Source organism: Paraburkholderia sp. HD33-4 (assembly GCF_021390635.1).
Taxonomy (GTDB): domain Bacteria; phylum Pseudomonadota; class Gammaproteobacteria; order Burkholderiales; family Burkholderiaceae; genus Paraburkholderia.
On sequence record NZ_JAJEJS010000002.1, the window covers coordinates 75,316 to 98,803 of the forward strand.

23 protein-coding genes are annotated in these 23,488 nt (G+C 64.3%); 8 read left to right on the forward strand and 15 right to left on the reverse strand.

Going from position 1 to position 23,488, the window contains the following annotated elements:
* Window positions 1-7: 7 nt before the first annotated feature.
* The 3 genes from L0U84_RS20235 to L0U84_RS20245 form a co-directional block, all read right to left on the reverse strand.
* Window positions 8-1,096 (reverse strand): porin, encoded by a 1,089-nt coding sequence (locus L0U84_RS20235; RefSeq protein WP_233852189.1) that lies wholly within the window; start codon window positions 1,094-1,096, stop codon window positions 8-10.
* A 154-nt stretch (window positions 1,097-1,250) separates the two neighbouring features.
* On the reverse strand, window positions 1,251-1,646 hold the full coding sequence (locus tag L0U84_RS20240) for a RidA family protein (RefSeq protein WP_233852190.1): 396 nt from the start codon (window positions 1,644-1,646) through the stop codon (window positions 1,251-1,253).
* Entirely contained in the window at window positions 1,639-2,877 is a 1,239-nt protein-coding gene (locus L0U84_RS20245) for an amino acid aminotransferase (RefSeq protein WP_233852191.1), read from the reverse strand. The genes L0U84_RS20240 and L0U84_RS20245 overlap by 8 nt, the downstream gene beginning before the upstream one ends.
* Window positions 2,878-3,112: 235 nt before the next feature.
* On the opposite strand from L0U84_RS20245, the gene L0U84_RS20250 reads away from it, so the two are divergent.
* Window positions 3,113-3,586, forward strand: a complete 474-nt coding sequence (locus L0U84_RS20250; protein WP_233852192.1) for an Lrp/AsnC family transcriptional regulator — start codon at window positions 3,113-3,115, stop codon at window positions 3,584-3,586.
* Window positions 3,587-3,731: 145 nt separating this feature from the next.
* Window positions 3,732-4,475, forward strand: a complete 744-nt coding sequence (locus tag L0U84_RS20255) for a hypothetical protein (RefSeq protein ID WP_233852193.1) — start codon at window positions 3,732-3,734, stop codon at window positions 4,473-4,475.
* Between the two features lie 99 nt (window positions 4,476-4,574).
* Here L0U84_RS20255 and L0U84_RS20260 read toward each other — a convergent pair whose 3' ends face one another.
* The 3 genes from L0U84_RS20260 to L0U84_RS20270 all read right to left on the reverse strand — a co-directional run bounded on the left by L0U84_RS20260 (window position 4,575) and on the right by L0U84_RS20270 (window position 8,023).
* The gene (locus L0U84_RS20260; protein WP_233852194.1) at window positions 4,575-4,907 is read right to left on the reverse strand and encodes a DUF4148 domain-containing protein; all 333 of its coding nucleotides are present in this window, start codon (window positions 4,905-4,907) and stop codon (window positions 4,575-4,577) included.
* A gap of 216 nt (window positions 4,908-5,123) precedes the next feature.
* Entirely contained in the window at window positions 5,124-6,659 is a 1,536-nt protein-coding gene (locus L0U84_RS20265) for a M81 family metallopeptidase (protein ID WP_233852195.1), read from the reverse strand.
* A 74-nt stretch (window positions 6,660-6,733) separates the two neighbouring features.
* A complete protein-coding gene (locus L0U84_RS20270) occupies window positions 6,734-8,023 on the reverse strand; it encodes an MFS transporter (protein ID WP_233852197.1) in 1,290 nt (429 codons plus the stop codon).
* 184 nt (window positions 8,024-8,207) lie between these two features.
* Between L0U84_RS20270 and L0U84_RS20275 the strand changes: the two genes are divergently transcribed.
* Window positions 8,208-9,140: a LysR family transcriptional regulator gene (locus L0U84_RS20275; protein ID WP_233852198.1), complete on the forward strand. Its 933-nt coding sequence runs from the start codon at window positions 8,208-8,210 to the stop codon at window positions 9,138-9,140.
* A 1-nt stretch (window position 9,141) separates the two neighbouring features.
* Here the strand turns inward: L0U84_RS20275 and L0U84_RS20280 are convergent, their stop codons facing one another.
* On the reverse strand, window positions 9,142-9,753 hold the full coding sequence (locus L0U84_RS20280) for a hypothetical protein (protein WP_233852200.1): 612 nt from the start codon (window positions 9,751-9,753) through the stop codon (window positions 9,142-9,144).
* A 7-nt stretch (window positions 9,754-9,760) separates the two neighbouring features.
* Window positions 9,761-10,780: an AraC family transcriptional regulator gene (locus L0U84_RS20285; protein ID WP_233852201.1), complete on the reverse strand. Its 1,020-nt coding sequence runs from the start codon at window positions 10,778-10,780 to the stop codon at window positions 9,761-9,763.
* Between the two features lie 224 nt (window positions 10,781-11,004).
* On the opposite strand from L0U84_RS20285, the gene L0U84_RS20290 reads away from it, so the two are divergent.
* Window positions 11,005-13,272 (forward strand): beta-glucosidase, encoded by a 2,268-nt coding sequence (locus L0U84_RS20290; RefSeq protein WP_233852202.1) that lies wholly within the window; start codon window positions 11,005-11,007, stop codon window positions 13,270-13,272.
* Window positions 13,273-13,377: 105 nt separating this feature from the next.
* Here L0U84_RS20290 and L0U84_RS20295 read toward each other — a convergent pair whose 3' ends face one another.
* On the reverse strand, window positions 13,378-13,782 hold the full coding sequence (locus L0U84_RS20295) for a DUF3224 domain-containing protein (protein WP_233852203.1): 405 nt from the start codon (window positions 13,780-13,782) through the stop codon (window positions 13,378-13,380).
* Window positions 13,783-13,844: 62 nt separating this feature from the next.
* Window positions 13,845-14,795 (reverse strand): LysR family transcriptional regulator, encoded by a 951-nt coding sequence (locus L0U84_RS20300; RefSeq protein ID WP_233852204.1) that lies wholly within the window; start codon window positions 14,793-14,795, stop codon window positions 13,845-13,847.
* Window positions 14,796-14,877: 82 nt separating this feature from the next.
* On the opposite strand from L0U84_RS20300, the gene L0U84_RS20305 reads away from it, so the two are divergent.
* A complete protein-coding gene (locus L0U84_RS20305) occupies window positions 14,878-15,597 on the forward strand; it encodes an SDR family oxidoreductase (protein ID WP_233852205.1) in 720 nt (239 codons plus the stop codon).
* A 23-nt stretch (window positions 15,598-15,620) separates the two neighbouring features.
* Here the strand turns inward: L0U84_RS20305 and L0U84_RS20310 are convergent, their stop codons facing one another.
* The 3 genes from L0U84_RS20310 to L0U84_RS20320 form a co-directional block, all read right to left on the reverse strand.
* Window positions 15,621-17,030, reverse strand: a complete 1,410-nt coding sequence (locus tag L0U84_RS20310; RefSeq protein WP_233852206.1) for a DHA2 family efflux MFS transporter permease subunit — start codon at window positions 17,028-17,030, stop codon at window positions 15,621-15,623.
* A gap of 52 nt (window positions 17,031-17,082) precedes the next feature.
* Window positions 17,083-18,345, reverse strand: a complete 1,263-nt coding sequence (locus tag L0U84_RS20315) for a multidrug effflux MFS transporter (protein WP_233852207.1) — start codon at window positions 18,343-18,345, stop codon at window positions 17,083-17,085.
* A 187-nt stretch (window positions 18,346-18,532) separates the two neighbouring features.
* Window positions 18,533-18,862, reverse strand: coding sequence for a hypothetical protein (locus L0U84_RS20320; RefSeq protein WP_233852208.1), 330 nt, complete (start codon window positions 18,860-18,862; stop codon window positions 18,533-18,535).
* An 83-nt stretch (window positions 18,863-18,945) separates the two neighbouring features.
* Here L0U84_RS20320 and L0U84_RS20325 point away from each other — a divergent pair, with 83 nt between their 5' ends.
* Complete coding sequence (locus L0U84_RS20325; protein WP_233852210.1) at window positions 18,946-19,830, forward strand: LysR family transcriptional regulator; 885 nt, start codon at window positions 18,946-18,948, stop codon at window positions 19,828-19,830.
* A gap of 9 nt (window positions 19,831-19,839) precedes the next feature.
* On the opposite strand, the gene L0U84_RS20330 is transcribed toward L0U84_RS20325, so the two are convergent.
* Window positions 19,840-20,484: a glutathione S-transferase C-terminal domain-containing protein gene (locus L0U84_RS20330; RefSeq protein ID WP_233852211.1), complete on the reverse strand. Its 645-nt coding sequence runs from the start codon at window positions 20,482-20,484 to the stop codon at window positions 19,840-19,842.
* Window positions 20,485-20,558: 74 nt separating this feature from the next.
* On the opposite strand from L0U84_RS20330, the gene L0U84_RS20335 reads away from it, so the two are divergent.
* The gene (locus L0U84_RS20335) at window positions 20,559-21,236 is read left to right on the forward strand and encodes a TetR/AcrR family transcriptional regulator (protein WP_233852213.1); all 678 of its coding nucleotides are present in this window, start codon (window positions 20,559-20,561) and stop codon (window positions 21,234-21,236) included.
* Window positions 21,237-21,257: 21 nt separating this feature from the next.
* On the opposite strand, the gene L0U84_RS20340 is transcribed toward L0U84_RS20335, so the two are convergent.
* On the reverse strand, window positions 21,258-22,241 hold the full coding sequence (locus L0U84_RS20340) for an aldo/keto reductase (protein ID WP_233852214.1): 984 nt from the start codon (window positions 22,239-22,241) through the stop codon (window positions 21,258-21,260).
* A gap of 163 nt (window positions 22,242-22,404) precedes the next feature.
* Here L0U84_RS20340 and L0U84_RS20345 point away from each other — a divergent pair, with 163 nt between their 5' ends.
* A complete protein-coding gene (locus L0U84_RS20345; RefSeq protein ID WP_233852215.1) occupies window positions 22,405-23,397 on the forward strand; it encodes a LysR family transcriptional regulator in 993 nt (330 codons plus the stop codon).
* Window positions 23,398-23,488: the final 91 nt, after the last annotated feature.

Sequence of the window (23,488 nt, forward strand, 5' to 3'; positions counted from 1 at the left end):
GCTTCGCTTAGAACATGTGGCGAATGCCTGCCGCCACGCCGGTCTGATTGCTCTTGCCCGGCAATTCGGTGACGGCGCCGCCGGACACCTTGTTGTAGTCGACGGTGCCGTAGACCTGCGTGCTCTTGGACAGCGCGTATTCGGCGACCAGCACGCCCGTGTAGCGCTTGCCGCCGTTGTCGGCGATGCCGTTCACGTCGCGCATCGAGTCGTAGTAGAACGCGCCCGTCACGGTGACTGCCGGTGTGACCTGATACACGATGCCGGTATAGCCGATCGTGTCGCGACGCGGGTTGGCGACGAACGAACCGGTCTGGACGTTGCGGCTCGGATCGTTCAGATAGCTGTCGACTTCGCCCGTCGAGTCCTTGCCGCCGATATAGCCGACGAACAGCGACGCCGGTCCCACCACGTAGCGCGCCGCGGCGCCCCACATCTGCTGCGAACGGCTTTCGAGGTCGCGCGTCTGCTGATACACGCCGCCGATCGTGAACGGACCGTGCGTGTACGACGAGCGCAGACCCCAGTACGAGTTCTGGCTCATGCTGCCCGCCTGGCCGCCGAAGCCATAGCTCGCGCCGACGTCGAGACCGGGAATCGTGCTGTTGTTGTCATAGCTGACGACGTTGTTCGCGTAGCCCTGCGTCAGGTAATACGGCCAGCCGTTAGCCGTGTAATTGCCGATCGTCAGCGGATCGAGATCGCCGAACAGGTTGAAGCCTTCGGTCGTCTGGCGGCCCATTTTCACGGTGCCGAAATTGCCGGACAGACCAACATACGCATAGCGGCCGAACAGCAGATTGCTGTCCATCTTGCCGGTCTGCGGCTCGAAGCCGTTTTCGAGGCGGAAGATCGCCGACAGACCGTTGCCGAGATCTTCGTGGCCTTTCATGCCCCACCGGCTGTTGGTGATCGCGCCGTTGGCCATCTGCACGCTGCTGTCGTTATCGGCATTCGCATTCGTCGTGTAGCGGATGCTTTGATCGACGATGCCGTAGAGCGTGACCGAACTCTGCGCGAAGGCGCTGCCGGTGATCGCCAGACCGAGCGTCGTTTGTAATGTCAGTACCCCAAACCGTTTGATTTGCTTTTTCATGATCGTGTGTCTATGTCAGTCTTTTGATGCGTGGCTATCAAGCCGCGGTTGCGGGGCCGGAGGGGCGATCCGGACGTCCCGCTGTCTGTTGCGTTAGGAACTGCCCCGCAGTCGTCGTCGCCGCGCTGTTTCGTTAGGCCGGTTGGTAAGCCGGTCAGATGGAACGCGCGGTCTGCCGGCCGAGCGCCACGTACGCCACCAGTTCGATACGCATGTCCGGATGCGCGAAGCCTTGCACGGCGACGCAGGCACGATTCGGATATGGCGCCTGAAAGACCTTGCGATACTCGGCGTCGATGATCGACATCTCGCGCGCGTCGGCCATGTACATCAGCACCTGCACGACGTCCTCCATGCGCGCGCCGGCGGACCTGACGGCCTGTGCCAGATTCGCGAACGTCAGACGCGCCTGCTCGGCGATTCCGTCGCCGGCGATCGCGCCGCTCGCGTCGACCGGGCCGTGGGCCGTGAACATCAGGCCGTTGGCGTGTGTGGCCCACGAGAAGGGCTGGTTGGGTTCGGGCAAACCCACGGGGATCAGTTCAGGCATCGGAAAACCTTCGGACAGGTTGGTATCGATTTATTCGCGCTTTCAGCACTTCGCCGATCGAGTCGGCAACGCAATCGATATTCGCGTCGTTCAGACCAGCCATGCACGCGCGTCCCGAGCGCAGCAGATAAACGCTGCGGCGCTCGCGCAGCGCGCCGACTTCGTTCGGCGAGAGGCCCGTGTAGCTGAACATGCCGCGCTGCGTGACCAGATAGTCGAACGAGGTGCCCGGCACCAGCGCGTCGAGGCGAGTCTTTAGCGCGGCCCGCATGCGCTTGATGCGCTCCCGCATCACGGCGACATCCGCTTGCCATTGCCGTGCGAGCGCCGCATCGTTGAGCACGGTCGAAATCAGCTGCGAGCCATACAGCGGCGGGCTCGAATACATGCGGCGCACGTTTGCCTGCGCCTGGCCGAATACGCGCGCGGCCTCGTTCTGGTTCGGACATACGACGGACAGGCCGCCGCATCGCTCGCCATACAGCGAGAAGTTCTTCGAAAACGAATTGCTGACGAACAGCGACAGACCCGCATCGGTCATCGCGCGAATCGGCCAGGCGTCGTCGGCAAGCTCGTCGCCAAAGCCCTGGTATGCCATGTCGAGGAACGGGATCAGGCCGCGCTTCGCGCACAGTTCGGTGATCGCGAGCCATTGCTCGCGCGACGGATCGATGCCGGTCGGGTTGTGGCAGCACGGCTGCAGCAGAACGATGCTGCCCGCGGCGAGACCCGATAGCGTCGCGATCATCTCGTCGAAACGGATGCCGTTGGTCAGCGGGTCGTAATAGGGATAGGTATGGACTTCGAGGCCGGCCGCGGAGAACAGCACGCGGTGATTGTCCCAGCTCGGATCGCTGACCCAGATCGCGCTGTCCGGGAAATAGCGCTTCAGCAGCTCGGCGGCGAGACGGATCGCGCCCGAGCCGCCGACGGTCTGCAACGTCGCGATGCGCCGCTCGCGCAACGCCGCGCTGTCGGCGCCGAAAATCAGCTGCTGCAGCGCCTGGCAATAGCCGGCCGAGCCTTCCATCGGCAGATACGTGTGAGCGGTTTCCTGAGCAGCGAGGCGGCTTGCCGCGACGCGCACGCTCGGCAGCACCGGCACCTTGCCGGCTTCGTCGTAGTACAGGCCGATGCTCAGATTGACCTTGCGGGCTTCGGGATCGCGCTGGAAGTCCTGAAACAGCGACAGGATCGGATCGCCCGGATAAACGGGAATGTGTTCGAACATGGTTTTCAAAAACGCCAGAAGCGGGATTGCGGGGTGCGGGCGAGCGGCGCGGTTTCATCGGAGAGCGGTGGCGGCGGCGCGATTGCGGACCGTTCCGCCGTGAGGCTGCATTGCGACGTCTCTGGCGGCATGTTATAGGCGTCAAATTGAAATGTGCTTCAGATATCGTGCTTGACGAGCCGCCAGCATGGTAGAGTCTGCGAATTCGTACAACTCAAGCGACAGATTCTTCAATATGACGCCAGATCGAACGGATATGCGCATCCTCCGTCAGCTTGAAAACGACGGACGCATCAGCAATCAAGACCTCGCGAACGCGGTTGCGCTGTCGCCGTCGGCATGTCTGCGGCGCGTGAAACTGCTCGAGGAGGAGGGCTTTATCGAGGGCTATCGGTGCGTGATTGCGCCCAGGCGCATCGGCGTGGAATTCGAGGCGCTCGTGCATGTGTCGATGCGACCCGATGTCGAGGAGTGGCACGACAAATTCCTCGAGGCGCTGCAGGCATGGCCCGAAGTGGTGTCGGCGCAAGTGGTGACGGGCGCGTCGAACTATGTGCTGACGGTGCGCGCGCGCAATCTCGATCACTTCTCCGACTTCGTGATGAATCGGCTACATCGCACGCCCGGTGTGATGTCGACGAATTCGTCGATCGTGATGGCGACATTGAAACGGAATGGGTCGGTGCTGGATCTGGTGAAGCCGGCTTAAGGGCTTTCGTAAGGCGGCGAAAAGATAAGACGAATACGCCGCGTGCCGTCTATGCTGAAGAACGTGATGAAGCGACGGTTTGTTGTGGCCGTCGCGTTTCTCATGCACGTCCTTGCACCGTGAGTTCACAGCATACGGAGACGAGATGGCAACCCACGATTCTTCGCAGGCGCCCGATCCTTCTGACTACGTTGCCCACCATCTGCAGAACTTTTCGACGACGTCGCCGGCTTCCGTCGCGGCGTCGGGCGGACAGCATGCGGGCGCGTTCATATGGAGTGCTGATGCGCTGGCTTTCGCTGGCGTGCTGTTCGTCGTGCTGGTGTGCTTTGCGGCGCTGAAGGATAAAGGTGCATTGTTCAGCGTCGGGCGTGTGATGGGTTTCTGGCGACGCCTGTATGTGTGGTGGTCGTGCGCGTGGCGTCAGTGGCTCGCGAGTACGCTGCTTTTCGTCGTCGCCGTGCTGGCGTTTCATTTTTTGATGCCACGCACGGCCGTGCCGCTGATGAGATTTTCCGAGCACGTGATTACGCCTGAAGTCGCGAGAAGTTCGCCGGTATGGTCGGGCGTGATCGCGGCGATGCCGGCGATCGTGGCGGTTGTGATCTACCTGCTGGTGAGCTTGCCGATCGCGGGATATATGGTGCGCAGCGGATTGGCCGCACATGCTTTCGCCGGCCCCGAACGTTTCGGCTTCTGGCGCGCGGTGTTGCTCGGGCTCACGACGTATGTCTGGTCGGTGCCTGGAAGCCTCGTGATTGCCGACGTCGGGATTTCGTTGCCCGGTCATGCCGCAGACGTGCTGCGCGCGATTCTTGTCGTGGCGTGGGGGATGTACGTCGTTTTGCCGAGGCAGGTGAAAAAAGTAGCGAGGTTTGCGGCGAGGTGAATCTCCGCGAAGCGACTCGATTGCGCATGTGCGACGGCCCGCTCGAAGCGGGCCGTCCTTCTCTTGTCGCCGCCCGCACGGGGCAGCGCTCGCGGCAGATCAATGATGCGCGTAGAGCGGGGCGAAACCAGCAACGTCCTGCTGCTGCGATAGAACCGACACCTTGACCGTGCCGGCTCCGGCCGCCGATGCCCCGTTCGCCGACCCGCCATATGCCGCCGCCGCACCGTTCTGTGCGCTTACGCGGGCCTCGGCGGCCTGGATATTCTGCGGATAGGTATCGTAATCCGCAGCCGGGTTGTAGCCCGCCTTTTCCAGTTGGATCAGTTCCGCGCGAACCTGGGCACGCGTGAGCGCCGCATTGGACTGCGCGAACGAAACGGCGGGGACAGCGACGACAGCGGCGACGATCAGCGACTTGATAAGTTTCATGGTATCCACCTGAGAGCAATGAGTTGGTTCGAACCACGGTTGCGTGGCACATGCATCCAGTCAAGTCGACGTCCGCCTGGCTTTGCGACACCGCCGACTGGCCTGGACGTATTTGAACGTCCTCACGTATCCCGTTTGTTTCCACGAACCCCGACTTTTGCAACCGTATTTGTCCGTTTGCGCGGTGGATACACAACGATACGAAACTCGTCGAAATCAGCTGGCACCGGTAGTGCTCGCGCGCCCGGCACCGCCGCGCAACTCGTTCAGCGACGCGCCGTTCGGGCGCAGCCGCAGACCCGGGTCGAGCCGCTGCCACGGCAGATCGGCGGGATCGGCGGCCATCGGACCAGGCGCTTTCGCCACCAGATGGGCGGCGGCTATCGCGTCGAAATCGGCGCGATAGTGAACCGAACTCTTGTTGACGAGAATCTTCATTCGTTCGGGGTCGATGCCGGCAGCGCGATAAAGATTGCGGTCGAAAATCTGCATCTTGACGGAGCTGACCGCGATCCTCACGCCGTCGACGCGCAGGCATGCCACCGGCCCGATATCGGTCCACATGCCGTTCATCATCGGGCCATCGAAGCGCACCCGTCCGTGGGCGAGATGCTCGACTACGAAGCGCCCGGCGAGCGGCGCGTCTCCAGGCACGCCCGAGCCGCCCGCGAGTTCGATCTCGATCGTCGCGCCGAGGCCCGCCGCGTGCGCCTTTGCTGCAGCTTGCGGGTCCCAGATCAGGCCCACGGCGGCGTCGTTCGCGCCGTGACGCAGCAGCGCGCGCACGAGGCCCATCGTGTTCGAATCGCCGCCCACGCCCGGGTTGTCCTGCGTATCGGCGATCACGACGGGCTGCGTGGCATGTTCGGCGAGCCGCATGGCTTCGCGCACGGCGGCGTCCGGGTCGAGGAAGCGAACCTCCCAGTCGCGCTCCTGCGCGACGATGGACGAGGCCAACTCATCGACGGCGGCCGTCACGGCGGCCTCGTCGAAGCCGTAGCCCCAGACCACCGCGCCACATTCGGGGAAATCGGACGCCGGAAATCCTGGCGCGAACGACAGCGAGACGACGCCGTCGCGTTCCAGCGCCGCGAGACGCTCGTACGTGCCGCGCGCCGGTTCGGCGAGCGTGCACATGCCGTTGACGGGGATCAGGAACGGAATGCGGCGCACGACGCGCTCGAGGCCGCGGCCCTTCTCTTCGGTGAGGCGCATCAGGATTTGCGCGGCGCGCGCGCCGGTCTCGGCCATGTCGACGTGCGGATAGGTGCGGTACGCGACCATGGCATCCGCGTGCGTGAACATCTGTTCGGTCACGTTGGCGTGCAGATCGAGCGAGACGACCAGCGGGATTTCGCGGCCCACGATCGCCCGCACGCGCGCGAGCAGTTCACCTTCGCCGTCGTCCAGATGCTCGGCGACCATCGCGCCGTGCAGGTCGAGATAGATGGCGTCGAAGCCTCCGCGCCGCACGGCATCGACGATTTCGCCCGCAATGCGCTCATAGGCGTCTTCCGTCACGTGCGCGGAGGCGCTCGCTCCTGCCCAGATCACCGGCACGAACGTATGGCCCGCCGCTTCCACCGCCTGAATGAAGCCGCCGACCGGCACGTTGACGTCGCGCAGCGCAAGCACGCCGGCGCCGCGGGCGAGCGGCGGAAAGCCCTCGCCCTGAACGAAGCTCTGCCAGCTTGCTTTGGTCGGAGCGAACGTGTTGGTTTCGTGCTGGAAGCCTGCGATGAGAATCTTCATTTCCGGTTACCTCGTTGATAAAGGATGACTAATCGTATGGATTTCGTGTCGCGCCTCGAAAGCGCGGCACACCGTCAGGGCTTCGTGGTGGCGAGCTTGAGCGGAAGGATCAGCAGCGCGGCGAGCAGTGACACGCCAGCGAGCGCGAGCAGCGCCGGTTGCAGGCTGCCGGCCGCCGTCTTGATCCAGCCGATGGCCGCGGGCCCCCAGAAGCCGCCAGAAAGTCCGATGGTGTTGATGAGCGCGATACCGCCCGCGGCGGCCGGCCCCTTGACGTACTCGGGCGGAATCGCCCAAAAGACCGTATAGGCCATCCACAGCGCCATCGTCACGAGCGTGAGCAGCGTCAGCGTTAGCGCGAGATGGGTGCCGGCGGCCGCGCACGCCGCGAGCAGCAACGCGGCGGCGGCGGCAGGCGCCGCGAAGTGCAGGCGCCGCTCGCCGAACCGGTCCGAACGCCAGCCCATGTAGAGCATGCCGACGGCCGCCGCCACGTATGGAATCGACGTGTACCAGCCGAGCGTGATGAGGTTGCTCACGCCCTGAGCCTTCAGGATCGCGGGCAGCCAGAAGCTGATCGCGTAGATCGAGGCGATGATGCAGAAGTAGGCGAACGCCAGCACATAGATCTTGCGGTCGCGCAGCACGTTTCTAAACGAAGTGGCATGCGCCGCGGCCACGCCGACCTCGGCCTCCAGCTGGCGCTTGTCGGCGTCGCTGAGCCACGATGCGTCCGCCGGGCGGTCAGGCAGATAGAGAAAGGTCGCAATGCCGAGCACGATGCACGGCAGGCCTTCCACGAGAAACATCCATTGCCAGCCGGCGAGCCCCGCCTTGCCCGCCAGCGTGCTCATGATCGCCGCCGAAACCGGGCCGCCGACAATCCCGCCGATCGGGCCGGCCAGAAACACCATCGCAATCGCCCGTGCCATGCGCGAAGGGCCATACCAGCGTGACAGATAGAAGATCATGCCCGGCGCGAAGCCCGCCTCGAACACGCCCAGCAGGAAACGCATCGCGTAGAACGCCGGCACGCTGCGCACGAACAGCATGCAGGCCGACGTGATGCCCCAAAGCACCAGAATGCGGCTGAAGGTCTTGCGCGCGCCGATGCGCGGAAGCAGCAGATTGCTCGGCAGTTCGAACAGCACGTAACCGATGAAGAAGATGCCCGCGCCCACACCGTAAGCGGCATCGGAGAAGCCGAGATCGGTCTGCATCTGCAGCTTTGCGAACCCGACGTTCACGCGATCGAGGTAAGCAAACAGATAGCAGAGCAGAAGAAACGGCAGCAAACGTGCGTTGATCCTGCTATAGAGCGCCGAAGCGTCGCCGCTTCGCGCGGTGGGAAGAATGGCCGCCATGTCTGTCTCCGAATGTGTCGACCGGGGGCGGCGCCTGGGCGCCTGCTCCGGTCGCATGCAATTGATGTGTGACGCGCTTCGTGCGCAACACCATCCTGACCAGGGCAATTCTCGCTAGCAAGAGCAACAAAGTTCACATATCGTTCCTCTCAGGGCAACGATCGTTAAAGCAAGCGGGGGTGCGATGCGCGAAATCAATCAGCAGCGGCTGCGCTATTTCCACGAGGTGCTCGCGCACGGCACGATTCGTGGCGCGGCGGACAGCCTCAACACGTCGCCGTCGGTCATCACGCGGCAGATCAAGCTGCTCGAAGACGAACTGGGCGTGCAGCTGTTCGAGCGTCAGGCGCGTGGCGTCAGGCCCACCGAGGCTGCGGAGCATCTGCTGGAGTTCTGGCGCGGTTATCGCGCGCAGCAGGAGAAGTTCGAAGACCAGCTGCACGCGTTGCGCGGGTTGCAGCAAGGCCGCGTCGATCTGGCCGTCAGCGAGGGATACGTGGATGCGCTGATTGCCGAGGTCCTCACTCCGTTCTGTGTGCAATACCCGAAGGTCGATATCGGCCTGACCGTGCTACCTGTTGACGACGTGCTGGACGCAGTTGCGCAAAGCCGCTCGCATATCGGTCTCGCGTTCAATCCGCCGCCGCACCCGCGCATCGAATATCGCGCGAGTTCCGCACAGCCCGTGGTGCTGCTGGTGCGCCGCGACCATCCGCTCGCGCGGCGCGGCACGTCCGCCACGATCGACGACCTGCTCGCCTGGCCGCTGGCGTTGATGCCGAGCACCTTCGGCATCGGACATCTGGCGTCGATGCTCGCGTTCGTCGAAAACGTTCAGATCCGCGCGACGCTCACCACCAATTCCCTCACCGCGCTCAAACGTTTCGTCGCCGATGAAAACTTTGCGACGCTGATCGGAGAGTTCGCGGCATCGCGCGAGATTCGGGCTGGGGAACTGGTGACCGTGCCGATCGAGCACGCGCTGTTTCAGGGCACCAAGGCGCGTGTGCTCGTGAAGTCCGGGCGGCCGCTCGTTGCGGCCGCGCACGAACTGCTCGAGTGGATCTTGCAGCGCATGACGATGTTCGGGGCGGCGGGCAAAGGCGAATCAGGGTGACTCACTGCGACCGCTCGGAATACGCCTCCACCTGTCGCCTGCGCACCACCATCAGCAAACAAACCGCGCCGGATGCCACGATATTCACCGCGGGATAAAACGCCACGGCCACACTCCATTTCGGCAGCGCAAGAATCGCGAGCGCGTATTTAAGAACACATAGCGCAAAGTACAAAAGACTCTCACTCCGCGGATCACGGATCGTCTTGCGAACTGTCGGCGCGAGCCCGACGAGTTCGATCAGTGTCACAAGACAGATCGCCAGAGTCGGATCGTTTGTGAGTATCCAGAGCGGAATAGCGGACAAGGCCGCGACAAGGCAAAGCCAATCAAAAGTGGTCTGCTGTCGTTCACCCCGAAAGACGCTCGCCACGAGAACGAAGAAGCAGGTGGCCGCGATCGCCGCGGTACACCACGCCGAAGGACCCGCACCGGCGACGAACTGTCCGGCGGCCGCAATCGCCGTGACGACCGACCAGATCAACCACGTGAACAGATGAGGACGTACGGTGCCGCGCCAGATCGCAAGTCCATAAGGCAGAAACGCGACCAGGGACACGATCGACCCCATGACGCCGAACAGTCGAGTCAAGTCCCGATCGATGCTCAGCATAGAAGGATCACACCCGGCACTGCCCCCGATACCGCGCCGGCGGCGCCCCACACGCACGCGTAAAAAATCGCGTAAACGCGGTCGTCGATGCAAAGCCGACCCGTTCGCTGATCTCGCTGATCGACATCGGCGTATGCGCGAGCAGCGTGCGCGCTTCGTCGATACGCGTTTGCGTCAGCACCTCGCTGAAGGTTTTGCGCTCCGCCGCGAGCTTGCGTTGCAAGGTCCAGCGCGTCAGCGACAGCCGCTCGCAGACGATCGTCTGCAGGCTCTTCGGCGCGATCGCGTCCCCGTGATCGCGCAGCACGTCGCGCAGACATCGCTCGACCGTCGGAGAAAAGCGGCCCTGCTCGCGAATCCGTTGCAGGATTCCATGCGCGGCATGCAGGTGAATCTTCGAAAGCGGCGCGTTGTAGACCTCGAACGCGCGATCCAGCGCCGACGATTCCAACACCAGCCGATTGCACGCCTGACCGAGTTGCACGCGCACACCCAACGGTCCACCTAGCGCCGCGATCGCGCCGCTGCGCGCATCGGTGATGCCCGCGTCGCGCACGCGCAGTCGCGCGTCGTAGAGCTTCGCGACACTCGCAATCAGCGCGAAATTGCCGAGCGCGCTCGATGCGTTGCGCCCTTCGCCTTCCGTCACGTATTCGAATGCGACTTCATCGTCATGCTCGTGCATCACGAGCCAGTCGACATTACCGATCAGGTCGCGGTACGCGACGTAATTGCGCAACGCGTCGCGCAGCGTCGGACTATTGCAGAGCACGCCGGCCAACTCCGGAAAATACAACAGACCATCGAGCACGTCGCCCTCGGGCGCGCCGCGCGTGAGGCAGCTTTCCGCAAGCTGGAGCATCGCGACGTGTTTGTCGCCCGGGACTCGCGCATCCGCCGCGGCGATGTCGGCCTCGTCGATGCCGATATCGTGAGCCACTTTCGTGCGATCGAGACCCTCACGTTCCGCCGCGTCGAGCAATCCTCGATAGATGCGCGCTGATACGGACTTCTGACGCAAATCCACTGTGCCTCCTCCGGTCGAAACCTGTCTGCGGGTTTTCCTGACTCTGCATCGGTCAAGTGCTGCACCCATCGGTCAAGCGCGTTTCGAGCGCATCCCTAGAATTTCTTACGCCGCATTACCGCGAGCGCTAAGCGTAACAGGACGCGTCGCATGCCGGTAGCGCGTCGATACGACGTTATGCAATGCAAATCACATTACCGACAACGACAAGACGGAGCGAGATGATGAGAAGGAAGCTGACGATACCCTTTGCCGCAAGCGCCATCGCCTGCGGTGTCGCGGTGGTACTCGCCGCCTGCGGCAATGGCAGTGGCATCAGCGACCCGCCGTTGCCGGCCGATCCCGACGCGCGTGCCGATGCGCGTGCCGCCGCGCTCGTCCAGCAGCTGACGACCGCCGAAAAGATCCAGCTCGTGCACGGCGTGGGCATCCCCAACGCGGGACTCGGCGGTCCGTATCCGGCCGGCGTCAACGGAGCCGGGTACATTCCCGGCATCGCGCGACTCGGCATTCCGGGTCTCGCGATGGCGGATTCGGCCGGCGGCGTCAATGTCGTCAACTCGAACGCGACGGCGCTGCCCGCGCCGGTGGCGCTCGCGGCAAGCTGGGACCCGACGCTCGCGAACGAATACGGCGCGCGTATCGCGACCGAGCTGCGCGTGCTCGGCTACGGCGAAGGTCTCGGCGGCGGCGTCAATCTCACGCGCGAACCACGCAATGGCCGCACCTTCGAGTACATGGGCGAAGACCCGGTGCTGACCGGCACGCTGAGCGCCGCGCGCACGATCGGCACGCAGGCGCAGAACGTCATCGCGACGATCAAGCACTACGCGATGAACGATCAGGAAACGAATCGCATGACCAGCAACTCGGTCGTCGACGAACGCACGATGCGCGAGACCGAACTGCTCGCGTTCGAAATCGGCGTCACGCAGGGTACGCCCGGCAACGTAATGTGTTCGTACAACCTGGTGAACGGCGTGTATGCGTGCGAAAACCCGTATCTGCTGACCACCGTGCTGAAGAACGAGTGGGGCTTCAAGGGCGTGGTGCAGTCGGACTGGACCGCCACGCATAGCACGGTCGCCTCGGCACTGGCCGGCCTCGATGAAGAAGAGCCCGGCGATATCAGCGGCGGCCCGTCGATTCCGGGCTTCACGCTGACGTCGTATTTCAACACCGCGCTGACGAGCGCGGTCACCGCCGGCAGCGTGCCGATGTCGCGACTCAATGACATGGTTCAGCGCAAGCTTCGCACGATGATCCGTTACGGCGTGTTCGATTCGCCGCCCACCACTGGCGGCACGGTCGATCAAACCGCGGGCAATGCGCTCGCGTTGCAGGTCGCGCAGCAATCGTCGGTGCTGCTGAAGAACGCGGTGGCGAGCGGCGATTCGCAAGCGGTGCTGCCGTTGAACGCGGCAGGGCTGTCGTCGATCGTGGTGATCGGCGGTCACGCGGATGCGGGCGTGCTGTCGGGCGGCGGCTCGGGCGCCGTGCCGGCGGCCGCGGGCAACGCGGTGTCCGGATGCGTGTCGCCGTCGCCGCTTTTGAGCACCTGCGCGACGTGGTACAAGTCGGCGCCGCTCGCCGCGATCAAGGCGAAGGCGCCGAACGCGAGCGTGACGTTCGTCGACGGCACGAACCCGGCGGCCGCGGCGAGCGCCGCCGCTAACGCGGACGTGGCGATCGTATTCGCGACGCAATGGGAAAGCGAGGGCGCGGATCTGCCGAGCCTGAGCCTGCCGAGCAATACCACCGACAGCTATAACCAGAGCTACGATCAGAACGCGCTGATCACCGCGGTCGCGGCGCAAGCGAAGCGCGTGATCGTCGTGCTCGAGAACGGCAGCCCGGTCCTGATGCCGTGGCTCGGCAACGTGCACGGCGTGCTCGAAGCGTGGTATCCGGGCGTGCAGGGCGGCGAGGCGATTGCCGATCTGCTGTTCGGCGCGGTGAATCCGTCAGGCAAATTGCCGATCACGTTCCCGATGCAGGACGCGGATCTTCCGCAACCGACGATCTCTGCCACCGATACCACCGTCACTTACAGCGAAGGGCTCTTCATGGGTTATCGCTGGTATGACGGCAAGCAGATCGCGCCGCTGTTCCCGTTCGGCTATGGGCTGTCCTATACGAGCTACAGCTACTCGGGCCTCAACGCGCAAGTGGATGCGAGCGGCAACGTGACCGTCAGCTTTACCGTCAAGAATACGGGCGCGCGCGCGGGCGCGGAAATCGCCGAAGTTTATGCCGCGTTGCCGAGCGGTCTGGGCGAACCGCCGAAGCGTCTGGTCGGCTGGCAAAAGGTCGCGCTGCAGGCGGGGCAGTCGCAGCAGGTCAGCGTATCGATTGCGCCGAAGCTGCTGTCTACATGGGACGCGACCAACCATGTGTGGAAGCTCAACGGCGGCGTCTATCAGATGATCGCCGGGGCTTCTTCGCGCGATCCGAATGCGTTGACGGCATCGGTGACGATCGCGGGGCATTGAGCGCTGACGCGTTGAACCAGCAAGCCTGGCAGCGGGGTACGGGGTCTTGCTCCATATCCTGCTTGCCCGGCTAGTTAGTGTCGAGGCCGCCTCATGTTCGGCGTGTCAATCGCCGGGCAGACGATAAGTGAACTCGTACGAATGCGCGCCGTCGACGATGTCGATTCTGAACTCGCCTTCAATGCCGCTCAGCTCGCCCGTGCCGGAATCGGGCACGACGGTCACCGCCAGCGACGCGGCGCCGCGATTCATCACGCCGATATGCTGCAGCACGAAGGTGCCCTGCTTGCCCGCGAGCGTGCCGGTGACCTGTTCGAGCGCCACGTAGCCGGCCGAGCCTTTGACGTTCGTCATCGCGCTGAGCATTTGACCTTGGGTGGTCGCGGCGAGATCGCCGGAGATCTGCTTGTCGATCGACATGCGGCCGAGCTTCGATTCGGCGTCCGCGTTTTCGAACGGCATCGGTTGAAGGGCGACGATGAAGGTGCCTTTTGCGACGTGGTGAGTCATCGGGATTTCCTCCTGGCTTGAACGGGCGACGCGACGTTTCCGAACCGTAGCACACGTCGCTGTCAGGACGCTGCACGCGCAGTGCCGTCCCTCGTGCCGAACGCATCCGCGAACTCGCGCTTCAACCACACGAGAGCCGGGTCCTGATCGTGCGCCGCGGCCCACATCAGCGAAACCTCGTAGCCCGGCACCTCGAACGGCAGCGGACTGAGCGCGAGACCGAGCGTATCGCGCCACACGCGGCCGATGAACTCCGGCACCGTTGCGATCGCCGCCGTGCGTTGCACGATGAACGGACTGGTCGCGAAGTTCGAGCTTGAAAACACGACGTCGCGCTTCAGTCCCTGCATCTCGAGTCGCTCATCGATGAAGCCGCGCAGTTCGGCACTGAACGAAGTCAGCACATGGCGATGGCGCAGAAATTCGTCCATCGACAGACTCTTGCGGCGCGTCCTGACGAGCCGCGGGTTGTAGACGCTCACGAAGCGCCATGAAAACAGCGGCGTGCGGCGCTGCCACGGCACGCACTCGCGGAAGACGCCGACCGCGAGTTCGATCGCGCCATCGTCGAGCATCGCGGCGGCGCGTGTCGAATCGGTGGAGCGCGCGATCAGCTTCACGCCGGGCGCCGTGTCGGCGAGGCGCGCCATGATCTCCGGCATCAACAGCAGTTCGAGCGAATCGCTGAGGCCGATGCGGAACACCCGCTGCGCGCTGCCCGGATCGAAGACGGACGGCTGCGTGAGCGCCTGATGCAGCGATTGCAGAAACGGCTCGATCTGCCGCGCGAGTTCGAGCGCGCGCGGCGTCGGCGTCATGCCTTGAGGCGTGCGCACGAACAGCTCGTCGCCGAAGGTTTCGCGTAAGCGTTTGAGCGCGCCGCTGACGGCCGGTTGCCCAAGAAACAGCCGCTGTGCGGCACGTGTGACGCTGCGCTCTTCGAGCAGCGCGCGGAAGGTCAGCAGCAGGTTCAGGTCGAAGCGCCAAAAATCATTTTCAATGATGTTGGCCATGACATTAAACGATTTGAGTGATGGGCACGCAACGCGCATTCTACTGCCACGGGGTCTTCCGTTCACTCTCAGGAGCAATGACATGGATTGGCAAAATCAGAAGGTCGTGGTGCTGGGTGGCTCGTCGGGTGTCGGACTTGCGACAGTGGCGCGGCTCGCGGCGGCCGGCGCGAGCGTCGTCGCGGTAGGGCGCGACCGCGCCAGGCTGGACCATGCGCTGAGCGGCATCGACGCACGCGTGACGGGCGAAGCGCTCGATTGCACCGATCGCGCGGCGCTCGAACGCTTCTTCGGTAGCATCGGCCAAGTCGATCATCTGGTGCTGACGCTGTCGGGCGGCGAAGGCGCGGGGCCGTTTGCCGAACTCGATCTGGCGGCGCTGCGGCGCGGCTTCGAGGCGAAGTTCTGGCCGCAGCTCGAAGCGGCGCAGACCGCGCTGCCCACGCTGCGTCGCGACGGCAGCGTGGCGTTTCTGACCGCGATATCGGCGCGCATCGCGAATCCGGGCACGGCGGGTCTGGGCGCCATCAATGGCGCGCTCGAAAGCATGATCGGCACGCTGGCACGCGAGCTGGCGCCGCTGCGCGTGAACGCGGTGTCGCCGGGTGTGATCGATACGCCCTGGTGGGACCGATTTCCCGCGAGCGTGAAGAGCGAGCTGTTTCGTCAGCAAAGCGAAACGTTACCGGTGAGGCGCGTCGGCCACGCCGACGATGTCGCGCACGCGCTGCAGTTTCTGCTGGAGAACTCGTTTATGACAGGGGCGGTGATCGAGTGCGATGGGGGTTTGCGGCTACTGTGAAGCATAGGCGCGGGAATGCGTGGTCAGGCGTTCTTCGCGCTCTGAACCCGAACCGGCAGAAACATCGCCGCCGCGAAGCACAGCATATGCAGCCCGGCCAGCAGCGCGAACGTCGGCAGAAATCGGCTGGGCTGTACGCCCGAGGCACCGTGCAACGTCGATGCAATCATCATCGAAAGCAGCGTCGTCGCGAACGGACCGCCCACTCTCTGCGCGATGTTCAACGCAGTATTCGCGACCGCGAGCCTCTGTCTCGCGATCGACGAATACGCTGCCGAGATCGACGGCACGCTGATCGTCCCCTGACCGACGCCCGCGAAGAACAGACTGACGGCGGCCCATCCGGCGGAGAATGAAGCGACGCTCATCCACAGAAACACCAGCGTGCTCAGAAACGCCAGCAATGCGCCGCCCGCCGCGAGTGCGCGGCAGCCGAGCCGCTCGGTCAACCAGCCGAGCAGCGGAAACGAGCACATCATGCCGACGCCGGTGGCTGCGAGCAGGCCGCCTGCGTGCGCGGCCGACAAGCCGCAGCCCGCGATCAGAAACAGCGGCACTGCGAGCTGGCGTCCATACATGATGCCGTTCGCGAAGAACTGCGCGAGTGCCGCGACCGAGAAGGTGCGTGTCGCAAACATGCGCACGTCGATCAGCGCGGCATCGCCTTTGCGCATCGCGTGCAGCACGAACCCGGCGAGAAACACGACGCCCGTGAGCAGACACGCGAGGCCCATCGTGCGCGATGCGTCCTGAAGTCCATAGACCAGCGCGACGAGCCCAGGGGAGATCAACGCAAAGCCGGTGAAATCGAACGGTCGCTTCTGCGACGCGGCGGCATCGCGCGGCAGCAGCAATACCGCCATCGCGACGCCGAAAACACCCACCGGAACATTGATGAAGAACAGCCAGGGCCAACTCGCGTGCGCGAGGACGAGCCCTGCCAGCACCGGGCCGAGAATCGGCCCGAGCAGGATCGGCAGCGCGGTATAGCCCATCACGCGCTCGAGATTCTTGCCGGCCACGCGTCCGATCATCATCTGCGCCATCGGCACGAGCACACCGGCAACGAGGCCCTGGAAGATGCGCGCGCCGATCAGCCCATCGATCGTCTGCGCGGCGCCACACAACATCGACGCTATCGTGAACGTCGAAAAGCAGAACAGGTACAGCCGCTTCGCGCCGATGCGGTCGACCAGCCAGCCGTTGAGCGGCAACATCAACGCCATCGCGAGCAGATAGCCGCTGACGATCCACTGCGCGGTGGCGATCGACGCATCGAGCGTATGGCCGATCGCCGACAGCGACACGTTGACGAGCGTCGAGTCCATCTGCGACATGAACGAGCCGATCGATACGACCGCCGCGACCTTCCACACGGTCGGATCGATCCGCCTGGACGCGGAAACGGACGCGTGCTCGCGCCTGCCGCTCATCGGTTCGCGCGGGTACGGGCGATGGTCCGGCGCCCGGTTATCGTGTGCCCGCTCACGCGGCCTTGCCGCTCGCGGTCGCAGCGGCCGCAGGCTGTGCCTGCTCGAGATGCCGCAGCAGCTTCGTCACCATCACGACGACGACGAACGCGAGGACCACGAAGAACAGCGCGAGCGGCGTGAGCACCTGCACCGACACGAAGCCGGCCAATCCCATCATCGCCGACGACACCAGCAGCAGCGCGCAACCGAGAATCGCGCTCGTCAGACCCGCGATATGCGGGAACAGCGAGTTGCCCTTCGCCATCAGCGTCGGATACATCGCGCCGGCGCAGAAACCCATCACGAGCACGGGCGTCGCGAGCGTCCACACGCGCAGGCCGACCGTCAACGCGAGCAGCAGCATCGCAAGAGACGCGGCAGCCATCAGCCGCGAGCCGATACGCAGCCGCTGCTCGGCGCTCGGTAGACCCGGACCGTGCAGGCGATTCGACAGACCGCCAAGGAAGTACATCATGCCGATGCCGAGCGCGAGATAGCCGAAGAAGGTCGGCGGCTCGTGCAGCGTGGTCTGCACCATGAACGGCCCGACGATGTTGAACACGAGCAGGATGCTGTAGCACAGGCCCTGCGCGAGGAAGCAGCTCTGGAACACGGGGCTCCCGAGCACCTTGCGCGCGTTCGCGATCAGCGTGCGCGGTTCGAGATGCACGGGCTTCGGCAAGGTCTCGCGATAACGCCACAGCAGCGCCCACATCACCAGCGAATAGATCAGCAGGAACACGAGGCACGCGCGCCAGCCGAACGCCGTCTGCAGATGCGCGCCGATCACCGGCGCGACGATTGGCGCGAGCCCCCACGCAATCGACATGTACGTGAACGCATGCAGCAACGCCTGGCCCGCGAACGAATCGGTGATGATCGCCTTCGCAAGCAGGTTCGTGCTGGCGATGCCGAAGCCCTGCAGGGCGCGGGCGAGGATGAACGTCTCCAGATTCGGCGCCGCGAGCGACAGCAGGCAGCCGACCGTGTAGACGGTCAGACGGAACGCGAGCACGCGCTTGCGGCCGTAGGCGTCGGCGATCGGACCGAAGATCAACTGGCCGAGCGCGTAGGCGACCATGTAGCCGGTGACGCTGGTCTGGATCGCTTGGGGCGAGGTGCCGAAGTAGCGCGCCATCGCGGGCAGCGCAGGCACGTAGATGTCGATGGCGAGCTGTCCGGCGGACGCGAACAGGCAGATCAGGAACAGCAGGAAGCGCGGCGAGTTCGGAGCGGAGTCGGCGGAAGCGGGGCGGTCGGCGGTAGCGTGGCTCATGGGTGCATCGAAAGGGAATACTGGCGGCGCGGGCATCGGCGCGTTCGGATGTCGAACGGAAAAGGTGCGGGATGCCCCGTCATTATCGCCGGGTATTGTGCCCGTGGTATGGCAGGAAGTGGGATTTTCCCTGGCGGGGGTGTGGGATGGCGCGGTCGGCGGGCACGCTAAGCCGCCGCAATCGGCCTCATTTCGCGCAGTCCTTGATCGCCTGCAGCAACGCGCCCTGGTCCGCCGGGTCCTGGAAGAACGCGACGAGGCTTGCATGTTCGTCGTTTGCGATGCGGCCGGAGCAGTCCTTGCCCTTGAGCGGGGGGCGAGACGCCGTCCAGATCATCGCCATCACTGCGAAGGCCAGTACGACACCTGTAAAGACGAGCCCGAGCAGTAACGACCTGGCGTCGTCCGACATTGCGTCCAGCCGATCCGAAGCCTCCTGCGACGCGCAGCTTCCTGTTGAAGATGAGTTCATGCCGATCGCCCCGATAGTCCGCGTTGAAAAAACCAGCGCCACCATCTTCCATCTGCACGTAAGATTGGAAAAGTTGAGTTTACTGACTGCCTGATTCAGCTTTTCTGACCGATGCCATTCCCCTTCCGATGAGAGAGATCAGTCTCGACCGCCTGCGCACCCTCGTCGTGGTCGCCGACCTCGGCTCTTTTGCCGAGGCCGCTCGCGTTCTGCATCTCGCACCGCCCACGGTCAGTCTGCATATCGCGGATCTCGAGAGCCGGGTCGGCGCGGCGCTGCTGTCGCGCAAACGAGGTGAGGTGCGGGCCTCGGCGATCGGCGAGACGCTGGTGGCGTATGCGCGTCAGTTGCTGGCCAATGCCGAGCAGGCGTTGGAAGACGTGCGGCGACAGGTGGAGGGGCTCGGCGGACGGGTACGGCTCGGCGCTTCCACCGCGGCCATCGCGAATCTGCTGCCGCAAGCGTTGGAACGACTGGCCGTGGAGCATCCCGGCATCGATGTGCAAATCACCGTGCTGACTTCGCAGGAAACGCTGACGCGACTCGCGGAGGAGTCGCTCGACGTAGGCATCGTGGCGCTGCCGCAAGCGCCGATACGCGGGCTATCGATCGAGAAATGGCGCCGCGATCCGGTAGTCGCATTCATGCCGGCCGGGTGGACGTGTCCGGCGCGCATCACGCCGCAATGGATCGCCGCGAAGCCGCTGATCCTGAACGACGCCACCACGCGACTTTCCCGTTTGACGACGGAATGGTTCAGCGCGGCGGGGCAGCACCCCACGCCGCGCATCCAGCTCAACTACTCGGATGCGATCAAGAGCCTCGTGGCAGCGGGATACGGCGCCGCGCTGCTGCCGCAGGAGGCCAGCCGCTCAACGGTCGACGCGCGCATCGTCACGCGTGCGCTGCGCCCGGCGCTATGGCGGCAGTTGGGGCTGGCCTGTCGCGCGGGTACGGTGGAGCGCCCGACTCAGTATGTGCTCGATGTATTGCGGAGTTTGCGGTTGAGCTAGCGAGCCATATTACGTCGCCGCCGCTTTTCGCCTCTCCTGCTCGTCACGATAGAGCACGAACTCCTCCGCCAACGCTTTTGCAACCGAAGCCCTGCGCGTGATTCGTTCGTAGTACTGCTGCACGGATGGCCACTGCTCGAGCTCGACGCCACCATAGCGCGCCCAGTTCAGCACGGTGACCAGATAAGCATCCGCGACGGAAAACCGCTCCAGCAAAAACTCGCGTCCGTGCAAATGCCGCTCCAGCAGATCCAACCGCAATACCACTTTCTTGCGCGTGTAGCTATGAACGTCAGCGGGCGCCTGCTGATCTAGCAGCGGCACGAACACCGCCTTATGCAACTCGGTGCTGATGAACCCTAGCCACTCCTGCAATTTCGCCCGTTCCGCCGTGCCGGGCTGCGGCGCGAGCGCGGCTGCCGGAAAGGCGTCGGCGACGTAAGGCAGGATCGCGGTGTTTTCCCGCAGCAACCAACCGTCGTTGGTGCGAAGCACGGGGACCTGGCCCAGTGGATTGATCGGATAGAAATCGGAGCCGTCGCGCAGCCGCTTCGATTTCGTGTCGACTTCGATGAAGCGCGCGTCGGCGCCGGCCTCGTAAAGCGAAATGCGCGTGGCGAGGGAACACGCGAGCGGCGAAAAATAGAGCTCCATGCTGATGTCTCCGATCGTCGGTGAAGGTGTTTTTGTACTATAGTGAACAAAAATCGACGACGCCAGAGAATTTCATGCATACCGGTACAAAAAGTGAAAAACGCCCGCGCGGACGGCCGCGCAACTACGATTCGCAACAGGCGTTGAACGATGCGCGCGACGCGTTCTGGCATGGCGGCTACTCGGGCACGTCGCTCGATACGTTGAGCGACGCGACCGGCATGAACCGGCCGAGCCTGTACGGCGCTTTCGGCGACAAGCACGCGCTGTATCTCGATACGCTGGACCGTTACATCGCGCTTGGCCGCGACGCGATGCAAGCCGCGCTGCATGGCGATCGGCCGCTCGCCGATGCATTGCTGGCCGTGTACGACGGCGCGCTCGCGCTTTACTTTCCGCCGGGCGAGGTGGCGCGCGGATGCTTTCTGATCGGCACGGCGGCGGTGGAATCGAGAGCGGATGCGCAAGTGCGGGACAAACTCGCGCATGGCCTCGCCACGTTCGATGCCGAGTTCGAGCGACGGCTCGAACGTGCGCAGGCACAAGGGGAACTCGATGCGGCCGCGAGTCCCGCGCTGCTCGCCAAAGTCGCATCGGCGATTCTGCATACTCTCGCGCTGCGCTCGCGCGCGGGTGACCCGCGCGAATCGCTGCGCGCAACGGCGCAGGCTGGTGTCGCGCTGATTTGCGGCACGCCGGGTGAAACACCGGCCAAACCATCGAGCAAAGCGCGGCGCAAGCCCAAAAGCTGAAGCGCCGCGACCACGCACCGCTTAGCGGTTAACGAACTTCTGAAGTTGCGCCGGATAGCGCTCGCCCGCCACCTTGACCTGCTCGAGCGCCGCTTCGATGTCGGTGAGATCCGCCGGGGTCAGCACGACGCTGGCGGCGCCGACGTTCTCGTCGAGGCGCGCCAGCTTCGTCGTGCCCGGAATCGGCACGATCCACGGCTTTTGCGCAAGCAGCCACGCGAGCGCGATCTGCGCGCGCGTCGTGCCTTTGCCGTCCGCGATCCGGCCGAGCACGTCGACGAGCTCGGTATTCGCCTTGCGGTTCTCTTCCGAGAAGCGCGGCACGATATTGCGAAAATCGCTTTTATCGAAGGTCGTGCGCTCGTCGATTGCGCCGGTCAGAAAGCCCTTGCCGAGCGGGCTGAACGGCACGAAGCCGATACCGAGTTCTTCGAGCGTCGGCAGCACGCTTGCTTCGGGCTCACGCCACCACAACGAGTACTCGCTTTGCAGCGCCGCGACGGGCTGTACCGCGTGCGCGCGGCGGATCGACTCCACGCTCGCTTCCGACAGGCCGAAGTGCCCGACCTTGCCCGCGGCGATCAGATCTTTCACCGCGCCCGCGACATCCTCGATCGGCACGTTCGGATCGACGCGATGCTGATAGAACAGATCGATGCGATCGGTTTTCAGACGCTTGAGCGAGGCCTCGGCGACGGCGCGAATGTTTTCAGGGCGGCTGTCGAGCGGCTTTTTCGAATCGCCGTCCTGAAAGCCGAACTTGGTCGCGATCACCACCTGATCGCGAAACGGCGCGAGCGCCTCGCCGACCAGTTCCTCGTTCACGAACGGACCATAGACTTCGGCGGTGTCGAAGAACGTGACTCCGCGCTCGAAGGCCGTGCGGATCAGCTCGATGCCGGCCGCTTTTTCCGTGGCGGGGCCGTAGCCGAAGCTCAGGCCCATGCAGCCGAGGCCGAGCGCGGAGACTTCGAGGCCGCTTTTGCCGAGTTGACGTGTTTGCATACGATGCTCCAGTTGACGCGCGGGGCCCCGGCCGCGGCCGGCACCACGACACGTGGGATGCGGGACGAGCCACGCAGTCGTGGCACTGAAAGCGAGTGTAGGTTGCTGTGCCTGACTCAACAATATCTCTATACTTGCATGAGGTATTGAATAGAATTCACAAATGCCAAATTCCCGGCTACCCCGCGCAGGCCTCGCCGAACTGACCGCCTTCATCACGATCGCCGAGCAGCGCAGCTTCAGCGCGGCCGCGCGCGTGCTCGGGCTGTCGCCGTCGGCGTTGAGTCATGCGATGCGCAACATGGAGTCGCGCCTCGACGTGCGGCTCTTCAATCGCACCACGCGCTCGGTCGCGTTGACGGAAGCCGGCGAGCAATTGCTACGGCGCGTGCGCCCGGCTCTCGCGGACCTCGACGACGCGGTCGTGGAAGTCACGGCCGCGCGCAACCGGCCGTCGGGCACTATTCGTATCAGCGCTTCGGAGGCGTCCGCGAAACAGCTCGTGCAGCACGTGTTGCCGGAGTTCTTCGCGCGCTATCCGGAGATTCACGTCGAGTTCGTGGTCGATTCGAGGCTCGTCGATATCGTCGCCGAAGGGCTCGATGCGGGCATCCGCGTGCTCGAGGACGTGCCGCGCGACATGATTGCGATCCGCTTCGGCCGCGACATGCGTCTGGTGGCGGTCGCGTCGCCCGACTATCTCGCGCGTCATCCCGCGCCCAATGCGCCGCACGATCTGCTGCGGCACCGTTGCATCCGCTTTCGCTTTGAAAGCGGCACGCTGTATCGCTGGGACCTCACGCATCGCGGCAAGAGCGCGAGCATCGACGTCGATGGGCCGATGACGCTCGGCAATCTGAACCTGATGGTCGAAGCGGCGTTGGCCGGCATCGGCATCGCCTGGGTGCCGTTCGACCATGTAGCCGAACATGTCGCGAGCGGCCGGCTCGTTGCGTTGCTGCCCGAGTGGAGCCCGACGTTCGCGGGCTTGTGCCTGTACTACCCGGCCAACCGTCACCCGCCGACCGCGCTGCGTCTGTTCGCCGATGCGGTGCGCGCGTGGGGCGAGCGGCAGTTAGGCGATGAACGAGGCAAGAACGCGCGGCGTCCCGTGACACGCGACGGCGCCGGAACTCAGAAGCCCGAAACAAACTGAAACATGCACGTTAAGCGCTTTGCGGAATAAAACGGCACACTTGGGAGTTAGCCTGATACCGGTAGCGCCGAGTTTCAAACAGCTTTCGCGG